This is a genomic window from Streptomyces sp. WG5 (assembly GCF_049974565.1).
Taxonomy (GTDB): domain Bacteria; phylum Actinomycetota; class Actinomycetes; order Streptomycetales; family Streptomycetaceae; genus Streptomyces.
The window spans coordinates 126,509-149,643 of the sequence record NZ_JBNGGC010000018.1; the positions used below are offsets into that span (position 1 = coordinate 126,509).

General features: G+C 72.6%; 24 protein-coding genes and 3 pseudogenes. 8 read left to right on the plus strand and 19 right to left on the minus strand.

All coding sequences use genetic code 11. The features are described from left to right. Window positions 1-13 precede the first annotated feature (13 nt). Window positions 14-376, minus strand: a complete 363-nt coding sequence (locus ACP4IX_RS20735) for a hypothetical protein (protein WP_426556312.1) — start codon at window positions 374-376, stop codon at window positions 14-16. 283 nt (window positions 377-659) lie between these two features. Between ACP4IX_RS20735 and ACP4IX_RS20740 the strand changes: the two genes are divergently transcribed. Then, window positions 660-1,664 carry a chitinase gene (locus tag ACP4IX_RS20740; protein ID WP_426556313.1) on the plus strand — a complete coding sequence of 335 codons (1,005 nt, stop codon included), beginning with the start codon at window positions 660-662 and terminating at the stop codon, window positions 1,662-1,664. Window positions 1,665-1,709: 45 nt separating this feature from the next. Here ACP4IX_RS20740 and ACP4IX_RS20745 read toward each other — a convergent pair whose 3' ends face one another. From ACP4IX_RS20745 to ACP4IX_RS20765, 5 genes and pseudogenes are all read right to left on the minus strand, one after another. Further along, window positions 1,710-2,309 carry an imidazolonepropionase-like domain-containing protein gene (locus ACP4IX_RS20745; protein WP_426522287.1) on the minus strand — a complete coding sequence of 200 codons (600 nt, stop codon included), beginning with the start codon at window positions 2,307-2,309 and terminating at the stop codon, window positions 1,710-1,712. A gap of 7 nt (window positions 2,310-2,316) precedes the next feature. Beyond that, complete coding sequence (mqnC, locus tag ACP4IX_RS20750; protein ID WP_426522286.1) at window positions 2,317-3,516, minus strand: cyclic dehypoxanthinyl futalosine synthase; 1,200 nt, start codon at window positions 3,514-3,516, stop codon at window positions 2,317-2,319. A 78-nt stretch (window positions 3,517-3,594) separates the two neighbouring features. Further along, window positions 3,595-4,332, minus strand: a complete 738-nt coding sequence (locus tag ACP4IX_RS20755) for a prepilin peptidase (RefSeq protein ID WP_426556314.1) — start codon at window positions 4,330-4,332, stop codon at window positions 3,595-3,597. A 221-nt stretch (window positions 4,333-4,553) separates the two neighbouring features. Next, a pseudogene (locus ACP4IX_RS20760) lies at window positions 4,554-5,261 on the minus strand (hypothetical protein); the annotation flags it as partial. Window positions 5,262-5,462: 201 nt separating this feature from the next. Continuing rightward, complete coding sequence (locus tag ACP4IX_RS20765) at window positions 5,463-5,612, minus strand: hypothetical protein (protein WP_426556315.1); 150 nt, start codon at window positions 5,610-5,612, stop codon at window positions 5,463-5,465. Window positions 5,613-5,650: 38 nt separating this feature from the next. Here ACP4IX_RS20765 and ACP4IX_RS20770 point away from each other — a divergent pair. The 3 genes and pseudogenes from ACP4IX_RS20770 to ACP4IX_RS20780 form a co-directional block, all read left to right on the plus strand. Beyond that, a pseudogene (locus ACP4IX_RS20770) lies at window positions 5,651-6,010 on the plus strand (Scr1 family TA system antitoxin-like transcriptional regulator); the annotation flags it as partial. A gap of 8 nt (window positions 6,011-6,018) precedes the next feature. Next, entirely contained in the window at window positions 6,019-6,231 is a 213-nt protein-coding gene (locus ACP4IX_RS20775; RefSeq protein WP_426522283.1) for a DUF397 domain-containing protein, read from the plus strand. Between the two features lie 64 nt (window positions 6,232-6,295). Beyond that, a pseudogene (locus ACP4IX_RS20780) lies at window positions 6,296-6,544 on the plus strand (FtsK/SpoIIIE domain-containing protein); the annotation flags it as partial. 132 nt (window positions 6,545-6,676) lie between these two features. Here the strand turns inward: ACP4IX_RS20780 and ACP4IX_RS20785 are convergent. Both ACP4IX_RS20785 and ACP4IX_RS20790 read right to left on the minus strand, forming a co-directional pair. Then, window positions 6,677-8,416: a serine/threonine-protein kinase gene (locus tag ACP4IX_RS20785; protein ID WP_426556316.1), complete on the minus strand. Its 1,740-nt coding sequence runs from the start codon at window positions 8,414-8,416 to the stop codon at window positions 6,677-6,679. Window positions 8,417-8,543: 127 nt separating this feature from the next. Next, the gene (locus ACP4IX_RS20790; protein ID WP_426522281.1) at window positions 8,544-9,392 is read right to left on the minus strand and encodes a menaquinone biosynthetic enzyme MqnA/MqnD family protein; all 849 of its coding nucleotides are present in this window, start codon (window positions 9,390-9,392) and stop codon (window positions 8,544-8,546) included. Window positions 9,393-9,713: 321 nt separating this feature from the next. Between ACP4IX_RS20790 and ACP4IX_RS20795 the strand changes: the two genes are divergently transcribed. Together ACP4IX_RS20795 and ACP4IX_RS20800 are read left to right on the plus strand one after the other, a co-directional pair. After that, a complete protein-coding gene (locus tag ACP4IX_RS20795) occupies window positions 9,714-9,917 on the plus strand; it encodes a cold-shock protein (RefSeq protein ID WP_003974443.1) in 204 nt (67 codons plus the stop codon). A gap of 189 nt (window positions 9,918-10,106) precedes the next feature. After that, window positions 10,107-10,766 (plus strand): class I SAM-dependent methyltransferase, encoded by a 660-nt coding sequence (locus tag ACP4IX_RS20800; protein ID WP_426556317.1) that lies wholly within the window; start codon window positions 10,107-10,109, stop codon window positions 10,764-10,766. A gap of 72 nt (window positions 10,767-10,838) precedes the next feature. Here ACP4IX_RS20800 and ACP4IX_RS20805 read toward each other — a convergent pair whose 3' ends face one another. From ACP4IX_RS20805 to ACP4IX_RS20855, 11 genes are all read right to left on the minus strand, one after another. Next, entirely contained in the window at window positions 10,839-12,767 is a 1,929-nt protein-coding gene (locus ACP4IX_RS20805) for an AMP-dependent synthetase/ligase (protein ID WP_426556318.1), read from the minus strand. A 403-nt stretch (window positions 12,768-13,170) separates the two neighbouring features. Then, a complete protein-coding gene (locus ACP4IX_RS20810) occupies window positions 13,171-13,890 on the minus strand; it encodes a TetR/AcrR family transcriptional regulator (RefSeq protein WP_426556319.1) in 720 nt (239 codons plus the stop codon). Window positions 13,891-13,988: 98 nt separating this feature from the next. Further along, the gene (locus tag ACP4IX_RS20815) at window positions 13,989-15,302 is read right to left on the minus strand and encodes a dicarboxylate/amino acid:cation symporter (protein ID WP_426522346.1); all 1,314 of its coding nucleotides are present in this window, start codon (window positions 15,300-15,302) and stop codon (window positions 13,989-13,991) included. A gap of 316 nt (window positions 15,303-15,618) precedes the next feature. Next, window positions 15,619-15,918, minus strand: coding sequence for a DUF4229 domain-containing protein (locus tag ACP4IX_RS20820; protein ID WP_426522278.1), 300 nt, complete (start codon window positions 15,916-15,918; stop codon window positions 15,619-15,621). Window positions 15,919-16,071: 153 nt separating this feature from the next. After that, window positions 16,072-16,596 (minus strand): N-acetyltransferase family protein, encoded by a 525-nt coding sequence (locus tag ACP4IX_RS20825; protein ID WP_426522277.1) that lies wholly within the window; start codon window positions 16,594-16,596, stop codon window positions 16,072-16,074. A 16-nt stretch (window positions 16,597-16,612) separates the two neighbouring features. Beyond that, entirely contained in the window at window positions 16,613-17,263 is a 651-nt protein-coding gene (locus tag ACP4IX_RS20830) for a UdgX family uracil-DNA binding protein (RefSeq protein WP_426522276.1), read from the minus strand. Between the two features lie 79 nt (window positions 17,264-17,342). Further along, on the minus strand, window positions 17,343-18,506 hold the full coding sequence (mqnE, locus tag ACP4IX_RS20835; protein WP_426522275.1) for an aminofutalosine synthase MqnE: 1,164 nt from the start codon (window positions 18,504-18,506) through the stop codon (window positions 17,343-17,345). Between the two features lie 48 nt (window positions 18,507-18,554). After that, window positions 18,555-19,010, minus strand: a complete 456-nt coding sequence (locus ACP4IX_RS20840) for an Lrp/AsnC family transcriptional regulator (protein WP_426556353.1) — start codon at window positions 19,008-19,010, stop codon at window positions 18,555-18,557. Window positions 19,011-19,150: 140 nt separating this feature from the next. Next, window positions 19,151-19,846, minus strand: a complete 696-nt coding sequence (locus ACP4IX_RS20845; RefSeq protein ID WP_426556320.1) for a UbiX family flavin prenyltransferase — start codon at window positions 19,844-19,846, stop codon at window positions 19,151-19,153. Window positions 19,847-20,045: 199 nt separating this feature from the next. After that, window positions 20,046-21,005 (minus strand): helix-turn-helix domain-containing protein, encoded by a 960-nt coding sequence (locus tag ACP4IX_RS20850; protein WP_426556321.1) that lies wholly within the window; start codon window positions 21,003-21,005, stop codon window positions 20,046-20,048. Next, complete coding sequence (locus ACP4IX_RS20855; RefSeq protein WP_426522271.1) at window positions 21,002-21,838, minus strand: peptidoglycan-binding protein; 837 nt, start codon at window positions 21,836-21,838, stop codon at window positions 21,002-21,004. Before ACP4IX_RS20855 ends, ACP4IX_RS20850 begins: the two co-directional genes overlap by 4 nt. A gap of 284 nt (window positions 21,839-22,122) precedes the next feature. Between ACP4IX_RS20855 and ACP4IX_RS20860 the strand changes: the two genes are divergently transcribed. Together ACP4IX_RS20860 and ACP4IX_RS20865 are read left to right on the plus strand one after the other, a co-directional pair. Then, window positions 22,123-22,533 (plus strand): peptidoglycan-binding domain-containing protein, encoded by a 411-nt coding sequence (locus tag ACP4IX_RS20860; protein ID WP_426522270.1) that lies wholly within the window; start codon window positions 22,123-22,125, stop codon window positions 22,531-22,533. A 68-nt stretch (window positions 22,534-22,601) separates the two neighbouring features. Further along, complete coding sequence (locus tag ACP4IX_RS20865) at window positions 22,602-23,036, plus strand: peptidoglycan-binding domain-containing protein (RefSeq protein ID WP_426522269.1); 435 nt, start codon at window positions 22,602-22,604, stop codon at window positions 23,034-23,036. Window positions 23,037-23,135: the final 99 nt, after the last annotated feature.

The window sequence follows — 23,135 nt, forward strand, 5'->3', positions numbered from 1 at the left end:
GGGGTGTCCCGGGTCAGTCGGTGGTGGCGGCGGAAGCGGTGGGGGTGCCGGCGCCCGCGGGGGCGGTGCGGGTGGCCGAAGCGGTGGGGGTGCCGGCGCCCGAGGAGGCGGTGGGGGCGGGTGCCGTGGGGGCGCCGGACGGTGGGGCGCCCGTGGGCATGGCGCCGCCCTGCGGGCCCGGGCCGCCGCCGGGGGCCGGGGCGCCGCCGTTCTGTCCGCCTCCGCTGAAGGGCAGCAGCGAGGACGGGTTCAGCGAGGTGCCGACGCCCATGAAGGCCAGGCCCAGGACGGCCGTGTAGCCGACGCAGACCGCCCCGGCCAGGAGGCCCAGCCGGCGCAGCAGCCGGGCCCGGCGGCCGGAGTTGTCGACGAACACGGGGCCTTCCCCGGACCCGTCGCCGCGTGTGCGCCGGCGTCCGCGCGCGGGCCTCTCACCGACGGCGGCGCGGGATTCGTAGGCAGGCTCGGAGTGCATTCCCCGGACGTTAGGGAGCCTTGCCTGTCGCGAACTCGGGCCTTCGTGTGAGCTTCCGGTGAAAGGCGGCGCAGCCTGTCCGCGGCCTGTGAGACGGCGGGGTCCGGGCCCTTTTCCTCAGGAAGGGCCCAGCAACGCGTGGGAGGTTCACTCCTCCGACGACGAGAACGGGAGCGTGCCGCACATGAGGGCATTCCGGAAGGCGGCGGCCGGGTGCGCCCTGTCGCTCGCCCTGGTCACCGCGGGCTGCGCCGCGCAGGAGGACGGTACGGGCGGGACGGCAACCGCGCCACCGTCCGAGTCGTCCGCACCGGCCACCGCCTACGCCCCCTACGTCAGCGCCACCGCGGCCTCCGCGACCGACGCGGCCGGCTCCCCGGCGGCGTACAACCTGGCGTTCGTCATCTCCTCCGGCGACGACTGCGTCCCGCGCTGGAACGGCGTCCAGGACGTCGACGACGCCTCCGTCGCCTCGCGCGTCGCGAAGCTCAAGGCGTCCGGCGCCACCGTCCGCGTCTCCTTCGGCGGCGCCTCCGGCACGGAGCTGGCGGCGGCCTGCGACAGCGCCGCCGGCCTGGCGGACGCGTACGGCGCGGCCCTGGACGCGGCCGGTGCCACGCGGGCGGACTTCGACATCGAGGGCGACGACCTGACCGACACGGAGTCCGTCGCCCGGCGCTCCGAGGCGATCGCGCTGCTCCAGGAGGAGCGCGAGGACCTGGAGGTCTCCTTCACCCTCCCGGTGATGCCCTCGGGCCTCGAATCCGACTCCCTGAAGGTGCTGGCGTCCGCGAACGACCAGGGCGTACAGGTCTCCACGGTCAACCTCATGACCATGAACTACGGCGAGTCCTACGACGGTGACATGGGCGACTACGCCCTCGCCTCGGCCGAGGCCGCGCACGCGCAGCTCGGGGACGTCTTCGGCACCTCGGACGCGGACGCCTGGCGGGGCATGGCGCTCACCTCGATGCTCGGTGCCAACGACGTCGCCGGGGAGACCTTCACCCTCGCGGACGCCGCCGAGGTGCGGGCCTTCGCACAGGAGAAGGGCATCGCCTGGGTGTCGGTGTGGGCGGCCTTCCGCGACCGGGAGTGCGGTACCGGCGCCTCGGCCGGGGACGAACTCACCACGTGCAGCGGCGTGGCGCAGCAGGACGGGGCGTTCGGGGCGGCGTTCGGTTCGTAGGGCCCGGGGAGGGGCGGCCGGGCCGGCCCGCGGCGCCGTGCGCGCTCAGCGCCGCCGGTACACCAGCCGGCCGCCCACGACGGTGGCCACGCACGTGGACGCGCCCTCCCGCACGAGCGCGGCCCGGTCGGGCACGTCGAACACCGCGAACCGGGCGGGACTCCCGGGAGCGAGCCCGGGAAGCAGCACGAGCGGAACCGGCGAGAAGGACGGGGGCCCGGGCAGCGTGGGCGGACGCCCGGCCAGGGCGAGCCCCGCTCCGCGCACCGCGTCCAGGGCCCCGCGGCCTCGCAGCTCACCGGCGACGGCGACCGTTCCGTGCGCCAGCATGCGCTGTACCCCTCGGCGCGCGCTGGCGCCCCGCGCGGACGCGTTCGCGCCGAGGAGGGTCTGCGCGCGCTCCCCGAAGACCGGCTCGGTGCCCAGCCGGTCCGCCTCGCGCGGGTCCGGGTGGTACGCCTGCTCCAGCAGTTCCGGGCCGTACGGGTTGAGCAGGCCGGGCGTCAGGATGCCGGGCCACCGGCGCACCCGCGCCCGCGGGTGGTCGGCGGCCAGTGCCTCGTACGGGCCGACCGCGGCGAGCCGCGCGCCGTCGACCACGACGGCCGCATCGGGCGAGGCATCGGAGACGTGGATCGTCAGCACGGCGGCCTCAGTTGGGGGCGAGCAGCTTCAGCTCGGGGTGGGCCGTACCGCCCTCGATGGCCGTGGACGAGATGTGGGAGACGACGCGCTCGTCGACGGGGTCGTTCGCCGGGTCGTCGTGCACGACGAGGTGCTCGTACGTGGTCGACCGCTGCGCCGGGACGCGCCCCGCCTTGCGGATCAGGTCGATGATCTCCAGCCGGTTGGACCGGTGCTTGGCGCCCGCGGAGGAGACGACGTTCTCCTCCAGCATGATCGAGCCGAGGTCGTCGGCGCCGTAGTGCAGGGAGAGCTGGCCGACCTCCTTGCCGGTGGTCAGCCAGGAGCCCTGGATGTGGGCGACGTTGTCGAGGAAGACCCGGGCGATGGCGATCATCCGCAGGTACTCGAAGAGCGTGGCCTGCGTGCGGCCCTTCAGGTGGTTGTTCTCGGGCTGGTAGGTGTACGGGATGAAGGCGCGGAAGCCGCCGGTGCGGTCCTGCACGTCCCGGATCATCCGCAGGTGCTCGATGCGCTCGGCGTTGGTCTCGCCGGTGCCCATGAGCATGGTCGAGGTCGACTCCACGCCCAGGTTGTGGGCGATCTCCATGATCTCCAGCCAGCGCTCGCCGGACTCCTTGAGCGGGGCGATCGCCTTGCGCGGACGCTCGGGCAGCAGCTCCGCCCCGGCCCCGGCGAAGGAGTCGAGCCCGGCGGCGTGGATGCGCTGGATCGCCTCCTCGACCGACACCTTCGAGATCCGCGCCATGTGCTCGACCTCGCTCGCCCCCAGGCTGTGGATGACCAGCTCGGGGAACTCCTTCTTGATGGCGGCGAAGTGCTTCTCGTAGTACTCGACGCCGTAGTCCGGGTGGTGGCCGCCCTGGAACATGATCTGCGTGCCGCCCAGCTCGACCGTCTCCGCGCAGCGGCGCAGGATGTCGTCGAGGTCGCGGCTCCAGCCCTTCTTGGTGTCCTTGGGGGCCGCGTAGAAGGCGCAGAACTTGCACGCCGTGACGCACACGTTCGTGTAGTTGATGTTGCGCTCGATGATGTACGTCGCGATGTGCTCGCTGCCGGCGTACCTGCGCCTGCGTACGGCGTCGGCGGCGGCGCCCAGCGCGTGCAGCGGGGCGTCCCGGTAGAGGTCGAGCGCCTCTTCGGGGGTGATCCGCCCACCGGCGGCGGCGCGGTCGAGGATGGGCTGAAGGTCGGCCTTCTCGGTCACCGGCGTCCCTTTCGCAAGGTTCGTAAGGGTTGTGGACGGACGCGACCAGCGTACGCCAGGGGTTTCGTCCGCCGGTCGTCAGGCCGCGTAGGCCCCGGCCAGGACGCCGAGGAAGGCGCCCGCGATCAGGAACGGCCCGAACGGGATCGCCGTCTTGCGCCCCGCCCGCCGGGCGACGACGAGCGCGCCGCCGTACAGCGCGCCGAGCAGGAACCCGGCGAAGGTGCCGAGCATCAGGGCCGGCCAGCCGTACCAGCCGAGGACGGCTCCGGCGGTGAGGGCCAGCTTCACGTCGCCGAAGCCCATGCCGGCCGGGTTGATCAGGAAGAGCACGCCGTAGCCGCCGCCGAGGGCTAGGGCGCCCAGCAGGGCGGTGGTCCACTCCCCCGCGTGCTCGGGCACGAGCGCGGTGAGCCCGAGGAGGACGAGTGCGGCGCCGGCGAGCGGCAGGGTGAGGGGGTCGGGCAGGCGCCGTACCCGCAGGTCGACGGCGGCCAGCAGTACGCCGGCCGGGGCGAGCAGCAGCCAGACCGCCACCTCCGGGCGGGTCCCGGTGGCGGCGGCGAGGGCGGCGCAGACGAGGGCGGTGACGGTGGCGAGTGCGGCACCGCGGGAGCCGTAAGGCGCCTGGCCGGCCGGGCACCGCCCGCACCGGGCCCGCCCGAGCCAGCCCGGCACGGGATGCTCCCGCGGACACCGCTCGCGCCACGCCTCCCCCGCGGGGACGGAGAAGCGGTACGCGGCCCGCGGCAGCAGCGCCCCCGCCACCAGGCCCCACAGCGCGGCGACGAGGACGACCAGGAGGTCGAGGCTCATCCCGCCACCCCGACGCGGTCGCGCCAGGTGGGCAGCAGTCCGTCCGGCAGTGCCTCGGTGCGCGGCGGCAGCCCGCGGGCGCCGCTGCGGTCGACGAGGCCGGCGGCCAGGGCGTGGAGCCGGCCGGTGTCGTCGGTGGCGTGCGTGGCGCGCAGCAGTTCGTGCCACAGGCGCTCGCCGGCGGGGGCGGTGCGCAGGGCCGCGTCCAGCGCCTCGACGGCGAGGTGCCGGTCGGCGATCTGCCAGAGGGAGTCGTGGTGGCGCCCCTCCGGTGGCTGGATCCGGTAGTACTTCGTGTCGCCGTGCGCGGCGGAGGCACCGTCGGCGCGGGCCGCGGCCTGACCGGCCTGCTCGGCGAGCTCGCTCGCGGTGCCGGCGGCCCGCTCCTGCTGCTGGGCGAGGATCCCCGGCGTCTGCCGCGCCGCCGCCACGGAGGGCTTCTGGTTGCCCTCCATGCCCTGCCCGAGCTGCGACAGCCCCGGCGTGAGGCCGGCCGCGGTGGCGCCGACCAGCAGCAGCGCGGCGACGAGTTGCCGCGCCAGCAGCTGACTGGGCCCGGCCCCCGGTACCCGCCCCGGCACCCCGACGCCGGACAGCGCGGCCTTGACCTCGACGAGCACGCAGGCGGTGAACTGCGCCCACGCGAACCAGACGATGACGGTCAGGATGCGCAGGAAGGTGTCGACGGTGATCTCGCGCTGCAGCCAGTCGAGGCCGGGAGCACCGTCGGGGAACGGCCACCCGGCCGTCATCGCCGGCGCGAGCGGCACCCCGACGACCAGCCCGGCCAGGACGACGAAGGCGAGGAACGCCTTGACGAAGTCCCCGAACGACCGCCGCCGCACACGCACCGGCTGGGGCGTCCGGTTCCTCGGTGCCGCCGAGGGAGCCGTCAAGCCGGCGGAGCTTGAGGTACGGCGTCGCGGCATGGGCGGTGTCCTGGGTCGTGGGCCGTCTCGGGGAAGACGCGGAAGCGTCCGGTATGAGGGATGTGCTGAGCCTACAGAGATATGGACTCCCGCCGACAGCATCGAAGGCCCGCGTACGGACGCCGCACAACAACCGCCCGCTTCAGGCACTTTGTCCCGTACCGCCGTCAACCCTTCACCGGGTCCGGGAGATCCAGTCCATCAACCGCTGAACAGGTCCTCGGCCCGCTCCGCGGTCATGGCGCGCCGAGCCCAGACTGCGAGCTGGTTCGGGTCCGGGCAGACAAGCACACACTCCCGCACGGCATCGGACACCGGAATGTCCCGCCATTCCAGAATGCGCAGGGTCATCTCGGCCCGGTCCTCTACACGTCCCTCCACCCGGCGGCCCGACACCGTACGAGACGATCATTCATGAATTCGCCCTCCGCGTCCGCGTGGCCGACCGACACGTGGCTCAGGCCCAGCTCCGGCAGATCCTGGAGCAGATCGAGGAAGGTCACGCGAGCGTACGCGTCATCCCCACCGACCAGGACGACTTCGCAGGTGCGGACGCCTCGATGGTGCACGCCTGTGGTCCCGTGGCCCAACTGGACACCGTTCTCCGCGACTTTCCCACTGGCACCGCCTTTATCGATGCGGAGCCGCAGTTGAACCAGCTTCGAACACTGTTCCGTAGGGTGGAGAAGGCGTCGCTGTCGCCCGTGGCGTCGCGGGACTTCATCCACCGCTTGGCAAAGGAACTGTGAGACGAGCCATGACCGAGACCCTGCGTTGGCGGAAGTCCTCGTTCTCCGGTGGTGGCGACGGCAACACCTGCGTCGAGATCGCCCCGCTCCCCACCCGCGTCGCGATACGCGACTCGAAGGCCCCCTCCCGGGGCACAGTGACCGTCCCGGTCGAAGCCTTCACCGCACTCGTCCAGAACCTCAAGACGGCGTCCCGCCGACCCTCCCCACCCGTGCGATAGGTTCCTGCGCACGTTCCGAGCAGTAGGCATCGCACGTGCCCGGGGAGAACACGGTGTCGCACAGGTCGACTGCAAGGGCGGCTCCGCCTTCAAGGACTGCGTCGGACTCCCGCACACCGTCGGCGTGGTCACCGACCTCGACGCACATCTCGTCGCACGCGCCCTGGAATCGCTGGGCGCGGAGCTGAAGCGGCGCGAGCACATCCTCGCCGCCGCCGACACCAAGGACATCGAGGACTACCAGGACCTGTCGCGCCGGGACCCGTCCCACGCACCCGTGCCCCGGCTGCTCATCGTCATCGACGAGTTCGCGTATTCCGGCCCAGCACTCTCCGTGGCTGCCCGCCCTGGACGACTCGCTGCGTAGTGACAGGGGTGATCGGCCCGGTTGCAGGGGCACGACGGGCCCACCGGTGCGACGCCTCGGTTACTCGGCCTGCTCGACCTACTCGGCCTTCGACAGGCGCGCCTTCGGCCGCCCCGAGTCCTCGCTGTCGGACTCGTACTGGAGGTCGTCGCCGACCGGTGTGAGGCGGACGGTGTGGAGGGCCTGGCTGCAGACGTCGCGGTTGCCCTCGGCGCCCACGGCACTCGTGACGATCTGTGTGCCCGTCACCTTCTCCAGGGTCAGTACGTCGTCGCAGACGCCGCCGAAGATGTCGGTGTGGCGCAGGGTGCCCAGCCGCTGCCCCACGCCGGCCTTCCCGACCGTCAGCCGGAAGGTGCCGAGCGGCAGGTTGCCCTCGGCGGCGGCGACTGCCTGGCCCTCCCAGGTGCCGAGGTAGCGCTCGGGGAGGGTGCGGGGGGCGGAGGGCATCTGCGTGGCGGTGTCCTTTCCGCCGGGCGTGGTCTTGCCGCCGTCGCCCGGCAGCAGGTCCAGGACGAACACCGACCCGACCGTCACCGCCGCCACTGCCCCCACCACCGCGAGTGCCACGGTGCAGCTGAGCCGGCGGCCGCGTCCGCCGGTGCCCCTGGTGGCGGTCGCGGCCATGGAGAGGGCAAGCCCGCCCGGTGCGGGGTCGTCGCCTCCCGGCCGACCGCCGTCCGGCCGACCGCCGTCCCCCGGTCCCTCGCCGCCCCTCGGTCCGGGGAACGGAGGGGCCGGTGGAGTGCCCGGTGGAGCGGCCGGTGGCGGCATCACCGGTGGCGGGCCGAAGGCGCCTTCGGCGGCGCCCGCGTCGGACGACACCGCCGTCACCGACGGCCGGCTGAATCCCACCGGCCCCGACACCGGCCCCGACGACGGTCCCGGCGCCGGCTCCCCCGCCTCCAGGTTCAGCAGCTCTACGGCGCTCCGGCTGACCCGCTCCACCAGCGGCCCCGGCAGCCAGCCGCCGGACACGAGCCGGGCCGCGCCCTCGGGCGCGAGACGCCGGGCCACCTCCCCGGGGGTCGGCCGGGCCGCCGGGTCCTTGGCCAGACACGCCGCCACCAGGTCCCGTAGAACCCCGCCCGTCTCCCCTCCCGTCTCCCTCTCCAGGGCGTCGAGCTGGGGCTCCTCGTGGACGACCTTGTAGAGGAGCGCGGCCGAGGAGTCCCCGGGGAAGGGCGGCGCCCCCATCGCCGCGAAGGCGAGGAGAGCGCCCAGCGAGAACACGTCCGCCGCGCCCGTGACGCCCTTGCCGAGGATCTGCTCGGGCGCCATGTAGCCGGGCGAGCCGATGGAGACGCCGGTGGAGGTCAGGGACGCCGTGCCGTCCGTGGCGCGGGCGATCCCGAAGTCGATCAGGAGGGGGCCGTCGAGGGTCAGCAGGACGTTGGACGGCTTCACGTCCCGGTGGACGAGGCCCAGCTCGTGGACCGCCGCCAGGGCCTCGCCCAGTCCCGCGCCGAGCGCCCGCACCGAGTGGGCCGGCAGCGGGCCGTCGTCCGCGACGGCCGCCGTCAGGGACGGACCCGCCGCGTACGCCGTGGCGATCCACGGCACCCGCGCCTCGGGGTCGGCGTCGAGTACGGGCGCGGTCCAGGCGCCGCCCACCCGGCGCGCGGCGTCCACCTCGCGCCGGAAGCGGGCCCGGAACTCCTCGTCGAGGGCGAAGTGCGGGTGCACGATCTTCACGGCGACCGTGCGGCCGCCCGCGCTGCGGCCCAGGTAGACCCGGCCCATGCCGCCGGAGCCCAGTCGGCCGAGCAGCCGGTAGGGCCCCACGGCGGTGGGTTCGTCGACTTCGAGCGGCCGCATGGCGTCCCCCCTCCCCCGTACGTCAGTACCTGCCAGCAGGGTAGTGGGCGGGGGTGGTGGCGGCCCGGGAAAGGCCCGCCGCGGATCAAGCCTGGAGGATCAGGCCCGGCGGATCAGGCCTGGCGGATCAGGCCTGGAGCAGGTCCACCTTCACGTCCGACGGGAAGCCGGTGCTCGGGCCCACGCGCCGGGCGAACTCGGTGACCGCCTCCAGCTGGGGGGCGCCGAAGCGGAAGTCGAGGGTGGTGAAGTACTTCGCGAGGGTCTCCTCGTCGAAGGCCTCCCAGCGGGCCGCCTGCTCGGCGACCTTGCCGACCTCCTCGAGGGAGAGGTTGCGGGAGGCGAGGAAGGCCTCGTGGACCTTGCGGGTGATGACCGGCTCGCGCTCCGCGTAGTCGCGCCGTGCCGCCCAGACCGCGAAGACGAACGGCAGGCCCGTCCACTCCTTCCACAGCGCGCCCAGGTCGTGCACGTCGAGGCCGTAGCGCGGGCCGTCGATCATGTTCGCGCGCAGGGCGGCGTCGCCGATGAGGACGGCCGCGTCGGCCTCCTGCATCATCAGGCTCAGGTCCGGCGGGCAGGTGTAGTAGTCGGGCTGGACTCCGAACCGCTCGGCCAGCAGCAGCTGGGCGAGGCGGACGGAGGTGCGCGAGGTCGACCCGAGGGCGACCCGGGCGCCGTCCAGCCGGTCCAGGGGGACCTGCGAGACGATCACGCACGACATCACCGGGCCGTCGCAGCCGACGGCGATGTCGGGGAAGGCCACCAGGTCGTCCGCGTTCTTGAGGAATTCGATCAGGGTGACGGGACCGATGTCGAGATCGCCCTGTACCAGCTGCTCGCTGAGCTTCTCCGGGGTGTCCTTCGTCAGCTCGAAGTCGAGGAGCGTCCCTGTTCTCGCGAGCCCCCAGTACAGAGGCAGGCAGTTCAGGAACTGGATGTGGCCGACGCGCGGCCGGGTGCGAGAATTGTCCACATCGCGAGGCTAGCCCTCCCCCGGTATCCGCCCGCCGCCGACCCCTGCCGGGTCCCTGTCGGCCCCCGCCGGCCCCGGTGTCAGCCGAACGGCCGAGACGTTCAAACATTCGGGTGAAGTGATCTTGGCCTCTGTTGCGCTCGGGGCCCTGCGTGCTAGGCTCACAGCAAGTTGCAGTTTGGTTTCCCTTGCAGTACAGAGCCTGCGGAGCATGTGACCGCGGGCTCTCGTCGTTCTCAGACGTATGCAGTTGTGCAGAATTCCCGTCTTCACACTTGCTGGTTCTGGAGCAGGGCAACCCTTTGGGCCCAAGGAGGGCTTATGGCTACCGGAACCGTGAAGTGGTTCAACGCCGAAAAGGGCTTTGGTTTCATCGCCCAGGAAGGCGGCGGCCCGGACGTCTTCGTCCACTACTCCGCGATCAACGCTCAGGGATTCCGTTCCCTCGAGGAGAACCAGCAGGTGTCCTTCGACGTCACGCAGGGTCCGAAGGGCCCGCAGGCGGAGAATGTCACTCCTGTCTGATTGACAGCAGTACCCAAGGAGCCCCGCGCCGACTTCGGCGACGGGGCTCCTGCCCTTTCCGGCGGCGGTTTCTGAATTCTTGGTGACATCCCGCTGCCAGTGGCCACCCCTGCCCACCGCTGACGCCGACCACCACTGGCCCCCGCTGGCCCCCGCTGGCCTCGACTGGCCTCGACTAGGGTCCGCGCCATGACTGACGACACCGGCCACCCGGACACGGGCTTCCTGGACACCACCCGGACCTTCTACGACACCATCGCCGAGGACTACGCCGACCGCTTCCGGTCCGCGGGCGCCGGCACCCCGCTGGACCGGGCGCTGATGGGCGCCTTCGCCGAGCTGGTGGGACCGGAGGGGCAGGTGGCCGACCTGGGCTGCGGGCCCGGCTGGGCCACCGCCCACCTCGCCTCGCTCGGCCTGCGGGTCTTCGGCCTCGACCTCTCCGCCTCGATGCTCGCGATCGCGCGCCGCGAGCATCCCGGCCTCCGGTTCGAGCAGGGCTCCATGCTGGAGCTGGACCTGCCCGACGGCGCCCTCGCGGGCGCGGTCTCCTGGTACTCGTCGATCCACACGCCGTGGGAGCGACTGCCGGACCTCTTCGGGGAGGTGCGGCGCGTGCTGGCCCCCGGCGGGCACCTGCTCCTCGCCTTCCAGGCCGGCGACGAGCCCCTCCGCCTCGACCGGCCCTTCGGCCACCCCGTCGCCCTGGACTTCGAACGGCGTCGGCCCGAGCCGATGGCGGAGCTGCTGGAGAAGGCCGGGTTCACGGTGCTGTCCCGGACGGTGCGCGTACAGGAGGAGGACACCTCCTCGAAGGTCCCACAGGCCTGCCTCATCGCGCGCCGCTGACCGCCCGGCCGGGGGCCGGCCCCGCCGGCCCGACCGCCCGACCGCCCGACCGCCCGACCGCCCGACCGGGGCCTACCTCCCGTACAGCCCCTCGACCTCACCCGCGAAGTCCCGCATGATCGCCTCGCGCCGGAGCTTCATCGACGGTGTCAGATGGCCCTCCCACTCCGTGAAGTCCCTCGGCAGGACGGCGAAGCGGCGGATGGACTCCGGGCGGGAGACGAGCTTGTTGGCCTCGTCGACCGCCCGCTGGAGCACCGCCAGAACGTCCTCGTCGTCGGTCAGCAGCTCCGGCGGCACGGGGTGCTTGCCGTTCATGCGGCGCCAGTGGGTGACGCCGTCGCGGTCGAGGGTGAACAGGGCGGCGACGTAGGGGCGGCGGTCGCCCAGGACGATGCACTGGGAGATCAAGGGGTGGGAGCGCAGCCAGTCCTCCAGCGGGGCCGGGGCCACGCTCTTGCCGCCCGCGGTGATCAGCAGTTCCTTCTTGCGGCCGGTGATCGTCAGGTAGCCCTCGTCGTCCAGGCTGCCGATGTCGCCGGTGGCGAGCCAGCCGTCGGGGGCGGCCGGGACGACACCGCCGGCCTCGGTGTCCCAGTAGCCGTGCAGGACCTGGTCGCCGGCGACGAGGATCTCGCCGTCGGCGGCGATGCGGACCCGGGTGCCTGGCAGCGGCCAGCCGACCGTGCCGAGCCGCGGCTTCAGCGGGGGTGTCACCGTCGCGGCGGCCGTGGTCTCGGTGAGGCCGTACCCCTCGAAGATCTCGATGCCGGCCCCGGCGTAGAAGGCGGCCAGCCGGCGGCCGAGCGGGGAGCCGCCGCAGATGACGTACTTGACCCGGCCGCCCATGGCGGCCCGGATCTTGCGGAAGACGAGGGGGTCGTAGAAGGAGCGTGCGGTCTTCAGGGCACGGCCCGGGCCGCCGCCCGCGCCCGCCTGGCGGGCCTCCATGGCCTCGCCGTAGCGCACCGCCACCGAGACGGCGCGGTCGAAGGCCGAGGCACGGCCGCCCGACTCGGCCTTGGCACGGGCACTGTTGAAGACCTTCTCCAGCATGTACGGGATGGTGAGGAGGCAGGTCGGACGGAAGGCCGCCAGGTCCGGCAGCAGTCTCTCGGGTTTCAGGCTCGGCGCGTGGCCGAGGCGGACCCGCGCGCGGACGCAGGCCACGGCGACCATGCGGCCGAACACGTGGGACATCGGGAGGAAGAGCAGGATCGACGGCTCCTCGCCCGTCTGCGCCTTGAAGACGGGGTAGAGCAGCTCGATCGCGTTGTCGACCTCGGCGAAGAAGTTCCCGTGGGTCAGCGCGCAGCCCTTGGGGCGGCCGGTGGTGCCCGACGTGTAGACCAGGGTGGCGAGCGTGCTCGGGCTCAGCATGCCCCGGCGGACGTCCACCTCCGCGTCCGGCACCCTCGCCCCCAGCTCCGCCAGCCGCTCCACGTGCCCCTTCTCCATGACCCACAGGTGCTTGAGGTCGGGGATGCGGTCCAGCTCGGGGCCGAGGGCCGCGGCCTGCGCGGCGGTCTCGGTCACCAGGGTGACCGCGCCGCAGTCCTGGAGGATCCAGCGGATCTGGAAGAGGGAGGAGGTCGGGTAGACGGGGACGGTGACCAGGCCGGCCGCCCACGCGGCGAAGTCCAGCAGCGTCCACTCGTACGTCGTACGGGCCATGATCGCGACGCGGTCGCCCGGCGCCAGGCCCTCGGCGATCATGCCCTTGGCCACCGCCAGCACCTGCCCGGCGAACTCCGCCGCCGTCACGTCGGACCAGCCCCCCTCCGGTGACCTGCGGCTGAGGACCACCTGGTCCCCGGCCGCGGCCGCGTTGTCGAAGGGCAGGTCGGCGAGCGAGCCGCGGCGCACCGGCGGCGCGAAGGGCGGTACGTACGCCTCCCGTACGGCCCCGTCCAGCCGCCGTGTCTCGGGCGCCACCAGGGTGGGGCCGGGCGAGTCGGCGTAGGCGGCGGATGCCGCGAAGGAGGGAAGCGGGGTGGACACGGGCGGCTCCTGGGACGTGCAGCGGCGGGACTGCTCTGCTGTCACTGCTCTGCTGTCACTGCTCTGCTGTCACTGCTCTGCTGTCACTTCTGCAACTGCAGCAACGGCTGCACCTGCTCTGCTGCATGACGTACGTGCCTCGCGCCCCGAGGTGTTCACCGCCGGGCGCCGAGGCGTTCATCGCCGGGTTTCGCGGACGTGGGTCACCGGCGGTCGGTCCCGGGATCGTACGGGCCTCTCGTGGGAAGTTGGTGCGGATTCCGGGATGGTCCCGCGGCGAGGATGTGCAGTCTCGGGGGTTACCTGCCAGTAGGTCACGTTCGTCCCGCTCTGGCCATACCGGACGGTTCGAGCTGCGCGGCGATCAGGGGCGGCGGGTGCTCCTGTCCGGCGAGGCCGGGGCCTACCCGGCCTGAACCGGGGCCGCGTGGGCCGGGGCCGCCTGAACCGCAGTCTGCTGGGCCGGGGACTCCGCCTCGGAATCCTCCGGCGGGGACCAGGGGCGGCCTGCCATCAGGTCGCCCAGGCCCGCCCAGGCGAAGTTCATCAGGGTCGCCGCCGCCTGCTTCGCGGTGACGCCCTCGGTGGCCCCCGCCCAGTCGGCGAGTGATTCGGCGGCGCCGACCAGCGCCTCGGCCAGCCCGGCGACCTCGCCCGCGGGCAGGCGCGGGTCCCGGTGCGCGTCCCGCGCCGCGGCGGCGATCAGCCGCGTCACGAACGCGACGATCTCCTCGCGCATCGCCGCGACCTCGGCCGCGAACCGCTCACCGTGGATACGGGCGTGGAGGTGCAGCACCCGCCAGGCGTCGGGGTTCTGCGCGGTGTGGGTGAAGAACGCCCGCAGCCCCGACCAGAGTTGCCCGTCGGCGGGCAGCCCCGGACGCACACCGGCCCGGACCGCCCCGGTGAGGGCCCGGGCCTCGCGGCGGATGCAGGCGGTGAAGAGGTCGTCCTTCGAGTTCAGGTACAGATACACCAGCGGCTTGGACACACCCGCCAGTTCGGCGATCTCGTCCATCGACGCCGCCATGTACCCGCGCTGCCCGAAGACGCGCACGCCGGCGTCGAGCATCTGCTGCTCACGGACCGCACGCGGCATCCGCTTGGTTTTCCCAGCACCCATGCGCATCAGCGTACGGTCCGTGCGGCCGTGTCCGGGAACGCCGGCGCCGTCCGGCCTCGAGGGGCGGGACGGCGCGGACGCGGCGGACGGGACGACGGTCAGGCGGCGACCGGGACCGGCTCCGAGGCCTGCTTCTCCGGCTCCGGCTCGTCGATCGGCGAGCTGTGCGCCGCGTCGTAGGCCTTGCGGTCGAGCAGCCCCTCACGGGCCGAGACGATCACCGGGACCAGCGCCTGGCCTGCGACGTTCGTAGCCGTCCGCATCATGTCCAGGATCGGGTCGATGGCGAGGAGCAGGCCGACGCCCTCCATGGGCAGGCCCAGCGTGGACAGGGTCAGGGTCAGCATGACCGTGGCGCCGGTGAGGCCGGCCGTGGCGGCGGAGCCGACCACCGAGACGAAGGCGATCAGCAGGTAGTCGCCGATGCCGAGCTGGATGTCGAAGATCTGCGCGACGAAGATCGCGGCGATCGCCGGGTAGATCGCGGCGCAGCCGTCCATCTTGGTCGTCGCGCCGAACGGCACGGCGAAGGACGCGTACTCCTTCGGCACGCCGAGGCGCTCGGTGACCTTCTGGGTCAGCGGCATGGTGCCGACGGAGGAGCGGGAGACGAAGGCCAGCTGGATCGCGGGCCAGGCGCCCTTGAAGAACTGGAGCGGGCTGGCCTTGGCGACGGTGGCGAGCAGCACCGGGTAGACCACGAACATCACGATGGCGCAGCCGACGTAGATGTCGGCGGTGAAGGTGGCGTACTTGCCGATGAGGTCCCAGCCGTAGGTGGCGATGGCGTTGCCGATGAGGCCGACGGTGCCGAGCGGGGCGAGGCGGATGACCCACCACAGGGCCTTCTGGAGGAGTTCGAGGACGGACTCGCTCAGGTTCAGGATCGGCTGGGCCTTCTCGCCGAGCTGGAGTGCGGCGATGCCGGCGACGGCGGCCATGAAGACGATCTGGAGCACGTTCAGGTCGGTGAACGGCGTGATGACGTCGGTGGGCACGATGCCGGTCAGGAAGTCGATCCAGGAGCCGGTGTTCTCGGGCTTCGCGCCGTCGGCCGGGGTGAGGCCGGTGCCGGCGCCGGGGTTGGTGACGAGGCCGATGGTCAGGCCGATGGCCACCGCGATCAGCGACGTGATCATGAACCAGAGAAGGGTGCGGGACGCCAGGCGGGCCGCGTTGTTGACCTTCCGCAGGTTGGTGATCGACACCAGGATCGCGAAGAAGACGAGCGGTGCGACGGCCAGCTTCAGCAGGCCGATGAAGGTGTCGCCGACCTTGTCGAGGGTGGTGACCAGCCAGGAGACGTCCTGGCTGCGGGCCAGCCAGCCGAGTAGGACGCCGAGGACGAGACCGGCGAGTATCTGGGCCCAGAAGGGCACCTTGAAGTACTTCGTGACGGAAGACACGGACAGGCTCCGTAAGGGGGACGGGACGCGGGGACGGACGCGCTGGGCTGACGTGGAGAACGACGGATGAGGGGGGAACGTCAGGGGCGACAGTTCGCGGACGCGCACCGACAGAGGTCCACGTGCAGGCGCGCCACGAGCGCGAGGCTCGCTGGTGTGTGGGGCGCGGCTGCGTGCTTCATGCACACGACTTTAACACCTGCGCTTTGGGACCCCCAAAGCCTCACTTTGAGAGGCAGGAGCGGCGTGCTGCCCGTAAAACGCAGAGCGCCCCGGTTTCCTGTGCTTTGGGAAACCGGGGCGTGCGGGTGCGTGACGTACGTTACGAGGTCTGGCCCTGCGCGCGTGCCGCGTCGTCGGCGGTGTCCTCCTGGCCGCGGTTGGCCTCGAGGTTGGCCTTCATGCGCTCCACGCGGCCGGCGACCTGGACGGAGGCCCGGTCCCGTTCCTTGCGCAGCGCGATGTAGCTGATGGGGGCCGAGAGCAGCAGGGAGAGCAGGAGGATCCACATGCCGTTGGAGTCACCGAGGCCGCGCGGGAACACGCCGGCGTAGACGAGCCCCCAGACGGCCACGAGGCAGCCCACGAAGATCCCGAGGCGCATCAGCGTGTAGCGGAGCATCTCAATCCACTCTTCCGTTTCTGGCACAAAGAGGCACTGTCCAGTGAAACATGCCGGGATGCCGCCCTCGCAGCGGGGTCGGCCCTGCCCGGCCGGCGTGCGGCAGGCGTGGCCTGGTCGGGCCCTGCCCGGCGTACGGCAGGCGTGCCGGGCTCAGGTCAGCGGCAGCAGCAGGAAGACGTCGTCCCGGTCGTCGCCCGGCGCCACCCGGATCGCGCCGGGCACCCGGCCGACCTCCTTGTAGCCGCAGGACTCGTAGAACCGCTCCAGGCCGAGGCCGCCCCGGCAGGTGAGCCGGATCGCCTCGATGCCGTCGACGGTGCGGGCGGCGTCCGCGGCGGCGGCCATCAGGTCCCGGCCGTAGCCGCGGCCCTGGTGGCGCGGGTGGACCATCACCGTGTAGAGCCACAGCCAGTGGGTCATCAGCCGGTGTGTGTTGCGGGTGAGGAACGCGGTGGCGGCCACCCGCCCCGCCTCGTCGTGGCCGACGAGGAGGCGGGTGCGGCCCTCGGCCATGCCCACCATGTGCTTGACCAGCTCGGGGCGGATGTCCTCCCTCGTCACCGGCGGTACGAAGCCCACGGAGCCGCCCGCGTTGGAGACGTCGGTCCACAGGTCGAGTACGCCGTCGCGCAGGTGGGGGGTGACGGGCGGATCGAAGGTGAAAGTAAGGGACACACCAGCATCGTAACCATTACGCGAGTGCCCGTGCCGCCACCCCGAGGTCCGAGACCAGCCCCCGGTACGCCCCGTCCCGGTCCTCGGCCCGCAGCACCGCCGAGGGGTGCACGGTGGGCACCAGCCGTTCCCGGCGGCCGTGCACCTCCTCCTCCAGCACCGTGCCGCGCACCCGCGTGACGCGGAACGAGGAGCCGAGCAGCGCCTTGCCCGCCGTGGCGCCGAGCACCACGATCAGCTCGGGTTCCACGCGGGCCAGCTCGGCGGCCAGCCAGGGCCCGCAGGCGGTCGTCTCGCGCAGGGTGGGCGCCTTGTGGATACGGCGCTTGCGGGGCTCGGCCCGCGTGAACTTGAAGTGCTTCACGGCGTTGGTGACGTACGCGTCCCCGGGATCGATCCCGGCCTCCTCCAGCGCCCGGTCGAGCAACCGGCCGGCCGGTCCGACGAAGGGCTTGCCCTCGCGGTCCTCCTGGTCGCCGGGCTGCTCGCCGACCAGCATCACGCGGGCGTCCGCCTTCCCGGCGCCGAACACCGTCTGGGTGGCGGCCGCGTGCAGGGGGCAGCCCCTGCACCCGGCCGCCGCCTTGCGCAGGGCCGCGAGTCCGCCGCGTTCCGGGACGAAGGGTGCGGCGGTGTAGGCGTCCTCGGGAGCCTCGGTGGTGGCCATGCCCGCCGGGTACCCAGGGGTGCGGTCGGCGAACGAAGGGGTGGTTCCGGCCGCCGCCCGCCCCCGGACGACCGGGAGGTCAGACCCGCATCGGCTGCGGCGAGTCCCTGCGTGCCGCGTCGGGCCCCTCGAACTCGCGGATGATCTCGTACCGGGTGTTCCGCTCGACCGGCCGGAACCCGGCGTCGCGGATCAGGTCGAGCAGGTCCTCCCGGGTCAGCTTGTTCGGCGTGCCGAAGTCGTCCGCGTCGTGCGTGATCTTGTACTCGACGACCGAGCCGTCCATGTCGTCGGCGCCGTGCTGGAGGGCGAGCTGCGCGGTCTGGACGCCGTGCATGACCCAGAAGACCTTCACGTGCGGGACGTTGTCGAACAGCAGCCGCGACACCGCGAAGGTCTTCAGCGCCTCCGCGCCGGTCGCCATCTGCGTCCGCGCCTGGAGCCGGTTGCGGACCTTGCCGTCCTTCATGTCCACGAAGTCGTGCTGGTAGCGCAGCGGGATGAAGACCTGGAAGCCGCCCGTCTCGTCCTGGAGCTCGCGCAGGCGCAGCACGTGGTCCACGCGGTGGCGCGGCTCCTCGATGTGGCCGTAGAGCATGGTGCACGGGGTCTTCAGCCCCTTCTCGTGCGCCAGGCGGTGGATGCGCGACCAGTCCTCCCAGTGGGTGCGGTGGTCGACGATGTGCTGCCGCACCTCCCAGTCGAAGATCTCGGCGCCGCCGCCGGTCAGGGACTCCAGACCGGCGTCGATCAGCTCGTCGAGGATGTCGGAGGCGGACATCCCGGAGATGGTCTCGAAGTGGTGGATCTCGGTGGCCGTGAACGCCTTCAGCGACACGTCGGGCAGTGCGGCCTTCAGCTCCCGCAGGGAGCGCGGGTAGTAGCGCCACGGCAGGTTGGGGTGCAGGCCGTTGACGATGTGCAGCTCGGTGAGGTTCTCGCCCTCCATCGCCTTGGCGAGCTTCACCGCCTCCTCGATGCGCATCGTGTACGCGTCCTTCTCCCCCGGCTTGCGCTGGAAGGAGCAGTACGCGCAGGAGGCGGTGCACACGTTGGTCATGTTGAGGTGGCGGTTGACGTTGAAGTGGACGACGTCGCCGTTCTTCCGCGTCCGCACCTCGTGCGCGAGGCCGCCGAGCCAGGCGAGATCGTCCGACTCGTACAGCGCGATGCCGTCCTCGCGGGTCAGCCGCTCACCGGAACGGACCTTCTGCTCCAGCTCCCGCTTGAGCCCGGCGTCCATGCGATACCTCTTTCTGAGACAGACTCCGTAAACCGTACGCCCAGCCCGTCAGACCTCTTCGGGCAGCTCGCCCACCCGGTTCTCCCACTTGGTGGAGAGCACGATGGTGGTGCGGGTCCGGGACACGCCCTTCGTGCCCGACAGCCGGCGGATGATGCTCTCCAGGCCGTCCACGTCGGCCGCGCGCACCTTGAGCATGTAGGAGTCGTCGCCGGCGATGAACCAGCAGTCCTCGATCTCCCGCAGCTCCTTGAGCCGCTGCGCCACGTCCTCGTGGTCGGCGGCGTCGGAGAGCGATACGCCGACCAGGGCGGTGACACCGAGGCCGAGCGAGGCGGCCTCGACGGTGGCCCGGTAGCCGGTGATGACGCCGGCCGCCTCCAGCCGGTTGATGCGGTCGGTGACGCTGGGTCCGGAAAGTCCGACGAGGCGCCCCAGTTCCGCGTAGGAGGCCCGGCCGTTCTCCCTCAGGGCCTGGATGAGCTGCCTGTCCACCGCGTCCATGCGATCGAAGCCTTCCACTGAAGAGTTCTGAAGATGTGGGTAACAAACGTGTGGGGGGAGGTGGTGCTCGGGTGGTGCTCGATGGTGCCCGGGTGGTGCTCGACGGTGCCCGCCGGCCCCGCTGATGTCCGGGGTGGTGCTCAGCCGGTGGGGCGGGCCCCGCCGAGGTCGCCGCGCCAGCGGCGGTAGAGGCCGTGTCCGACGCCCGCCGCGTCGAGGACGCGTCCGGCGACGAAGTCCACCAGGTCCTGGATGTGCGTCGCTCCCGCGTAGAAGGCCGGCGAGGCGGGCACCACGGTCGCGCCCGCGTCGTCCAGTGTCACCAGGTGCCGCAGCGTCCGGCCGTCCAGCGGGGTCTCCCGTACGGCCACGACCAGCTTGCGGCGCTCCTTCAGGGTCACGCTCGCCGCCCGCTGCAGCAGGTCCTTCGACAGCCCGAGCGCGACGCCCGCGACGCACGCCGTCGACGCGGGCACGATGAGCATGCCCTTGACGGGGTACGACCCCGAGGACGGCCCGGCCGCGAGGTCGCCCGCGCTCCAGTGCCGTACCCGGTCGCCGTCGAGGTCGAGGTCGATGTCGAAGGTGCCGGGCTTGCCGTCGGCGCCCCGGGACAGCCACGCGCGCAGGTCGGTCCGCCAGTGTGCGTCCCGGAAGGAGATGCCGGTCTCGTCGAGCAGGGTGAGCCGCGAGGCCCGGCTGACCACCAGGTCGACGCTCTCGCCCGCGGCGAGCAGGGCCCGCAGCACCGAGGCGGCATACGGAGTGCCGGAAGCGCCGGACACCCCCACGATCCAAGGCCGGCGCGGCGTCTCTCCTGGCTTGACTGGGTTCACGGGACCGAGCCTATCCGGCGCCGCGGAGTGCGAACCCGCCAAGGGTGCCCGGCCGTACCGGACGGGGTCGCCCTGCTGTGCCTTCCGGCTCGGGGCGACGTGGCACGGGCGTCTTTCCCGGGGCGGCCCCCGCCCTGCGGCGCCCCGGCCCCGTGGTGGGCCCATCACGAGGTGGGCCCGCCCCGAGGTGGGCCCGGGGTCAGGTTCCGAAGCACTGCTCCGGCCCGCCGTCCACGGGCAGCAGGCAGGCCTGCGCCTTCGTCGGGTCGCCGCCGGTCATCAGGGTGTAGACGTAGCCGTCGGCGTCGTGCCGGTCCCGGATCACCGCGTGCCGGGTGGGGCGGCCCGGGACCCTCAGCTCGATCCGGTCCCCGACCCGGCCCAGCCAGACCCGTGCCCAGAACGCGTCACAGTGCTCACTGTGCCGGATCTCCATACGGGCCCCGCCGGGGAAGTGCGCCTCCGCCACGGCGCCGAACACGGAGCCCGGCTCGGTACAGCCCTGCGACTCGGAATCCTCGCCGTCGCACGCCGTGCCCCGGCAACCGGGCTGTGCCGGGGTCGGCTCGGCGGGTCCCCGGATCAGCGGAACGGCGGCGAGTACGACGACGGACAGCAGGGCGGAGACCCCGACCGGCCACCAGCGGTCCACGATCCGGCGCCAGTGGCTCCACTGGCTCCACCGGCGCCGCTGTCCGGGCGCCACCGCGCTCGGTCCCGGGTCCGTCACCGCGGTGCGCTCGGGGCGCTCTGGTGCCCGCGGCGTCCGTGTCGCCCCCGACCAGGGCTTCCAGGGCGTCACGGGCTTCCGTGGCGTCGGGGGAGTACGGTCCGTCGCCTCGTCGGCCTCCCGCCGCGGTGCGCGGTGCGGCGCGTCGGTGCCCTGCTCGGTCCCGTCGCCGCGCTGCCGCCTGCCGCTGCACTCGGTCTCGGCCACTTCCCACAGGGCCATCAGGCGCGCGGGCGGCTCGTCGGCCAGGGCGCAGAATTCGGCGACCGTTTCGCGCGGTGGCAGAGTGCGCCCGGTGAGATAGCGGTGCCAGGCCGACTTGCTGGCCGAGGTCCGGTCGGCCAGCGTCCCCAGGCTGAGCCCGGTCCGCTTCTTCAGCGTCACCAGCTCCGCCGCGAGCCCGGCCAGCTCCTCACGCCGCCCACTCATCGGCGCAGCTCCTCCCAGGTGTGCTCGCCGATGACCCCGTCGACGACGAGACCCCCGCGGTCCTCCTGGAACCGCTTGACGGCACGTTCCGTCATCGCGTCGTAGGCGCCGTCGACTTCGGCCACCGGGTAGCCGTGGTACTCCAACAGGCACTGGGCCTCCACCACGTCCCAGCTGATCACCAACTGGTGCAGGTAGGTCCGCCGGGTGTCGCTGTAACCGGCGGTGAGCACGGCTCCCTTCCGCTCCACCGGGCAGTCGTAGGTGGTACCGGCCTCGAAGACGAAGTCGTCCGGCCGTTCCCGGTGGCTCACCCCGCCACGGTCCCAGGTCGCGGCGACGGTGACGGCCGTACTGGCCATGATCAGCAGCGATATCAGGTAGGGCGCCCGGTACCGGGCCCACGCCACAGGTCCTCGCCCGCCCCGCCGGGCCGCCCCGCCGTCCGGATCCGCCCCGCCGTCCGGGGGCGTGCCGCCGTCCGGGGGCGTGCCGTCGGCGGGCACCGCCCCGTCGGCCTCCTCCCGGCCCGGGGCGGCCCGTAAAGAGGCACTCGAGGGAGGGGAACGGAGCCATTCACCGGCCGCCAGCGCGTGCAGCGCCCGCAACCGGTCGCCGTCCTCGCCCGCCAGCGCGGCCAGCTCCGCGACCGCCTCGTGTGGCGGGAGCTTCTTGCCGTTGAGGTACCGCTCCCACGACGACCTGCTGTAACGGGTGCGCCGCTCCAGCGCGGCCAGACTCATTCCGGTGCGGTCCTTCAGCTCCCGAAGCCCGGTCACCAGGCGCCGGGCGGGCGGGCTGAGTTCCTCGGGCAGAGATCTCCACGGCGCCATGGCAGGAGGAAATCCTCTCGTTGCGGGCGTACTCCAGGGCCTTCTTCCCTTGTGTCCTCTCCCGTGTGGACCGCTTCCTCCGGAAGCGTCCCGGACCGTGCCCCGGGACAGAGCGCCCGGGCTGCGTCCCCGCAGGTGAGCGGCGGGGACGTCCCGGGGACACCCGGGACGTCCCGGATCATAGCGCTGCCGGGAAAACTGCCGACAGGCTGGACCGCGTCCGAACGAACCCGCCGGAACGATCCGACGGGCCGTCAGCTTCCCTACCGCAGAGAGAAGTTGCGATGCGCGTTCACCAGAGAATGGCCCTGCTGGTCGCGGCCACGGCGCTGGTCGGCGGTACGACCGCGATCGCCGCGCCGACCGCCGTGGCAGCCTCCGGCGCCCCGGCCGCCGTCGCGGCCTCGTCCTGCACCTACGGCAGCATCGGCTGGTACTGCGGCCACTACTTCTCCGCACCGCAGTCCAGCCCCATGCTCTCCTACGGCAGCACGGGCGCCGCCGTGCGCGAGGTACAGGACCTCATCGCCTCCACCACGGCCTACTACGCGTACCACGACCAGGCACTCGCCGTCGACGGCGACTTCGGCCCGCGGACCCGGGACGCGGTCCGCTGGTTCCAGCGCACGTACATGGGCGCGGCGGAGGCCGACGGGATCGTCGGGCCGAAGACCTGGCGCGAGCTGCGCGCCTGACAGGCCGCACCGCTCCCCGGCATCCCACACCCGCCCACACCCCCGCCACGACGACACAGGAGTGACTCGTGCACCTCGTACGAAGCAGCCGCCGCGGACGCCGATGGACGACCGTGCTGGCCGGTGCGACGGCCACCGCCGCACTGGTCCTGCTCCCCCTCGCCAACGCCCAGGCGGCGACGAACCACGCCCCGCGGGCGACCGCCCTGGCCGACTCCTGCCGCGGCGTCAGCACGGTCGGCCTCTACTGCGGATATCACACGGGCACCGCCTGGGCCGAGCGCGGCAGCACCGGCGCCCATGTGAAGGAGATCCAGGCGCTGATCAACGAAACCACCCGCTACCCGCAGGCCGGCGGCAGCAAGCTGGCCGTGGACGGCATCTACGGGCCCGCCACGGAGTCCGCCGTCACCTGGTTCCAGTGGTACTACATCGGCGTGAGCGCCTCCGACGGCATCGTCGGCCCCCGGACCTGGGACGAACTGCGCTACGGCAACCGCTGACCGCACCACGGGCACAGCGCGCGGCACGCGACGCGCAGCACACGGCACACGGCACACCACCACGGCACGCAGCGCGGGAGTGCGGTCCCGTCGGCCGAC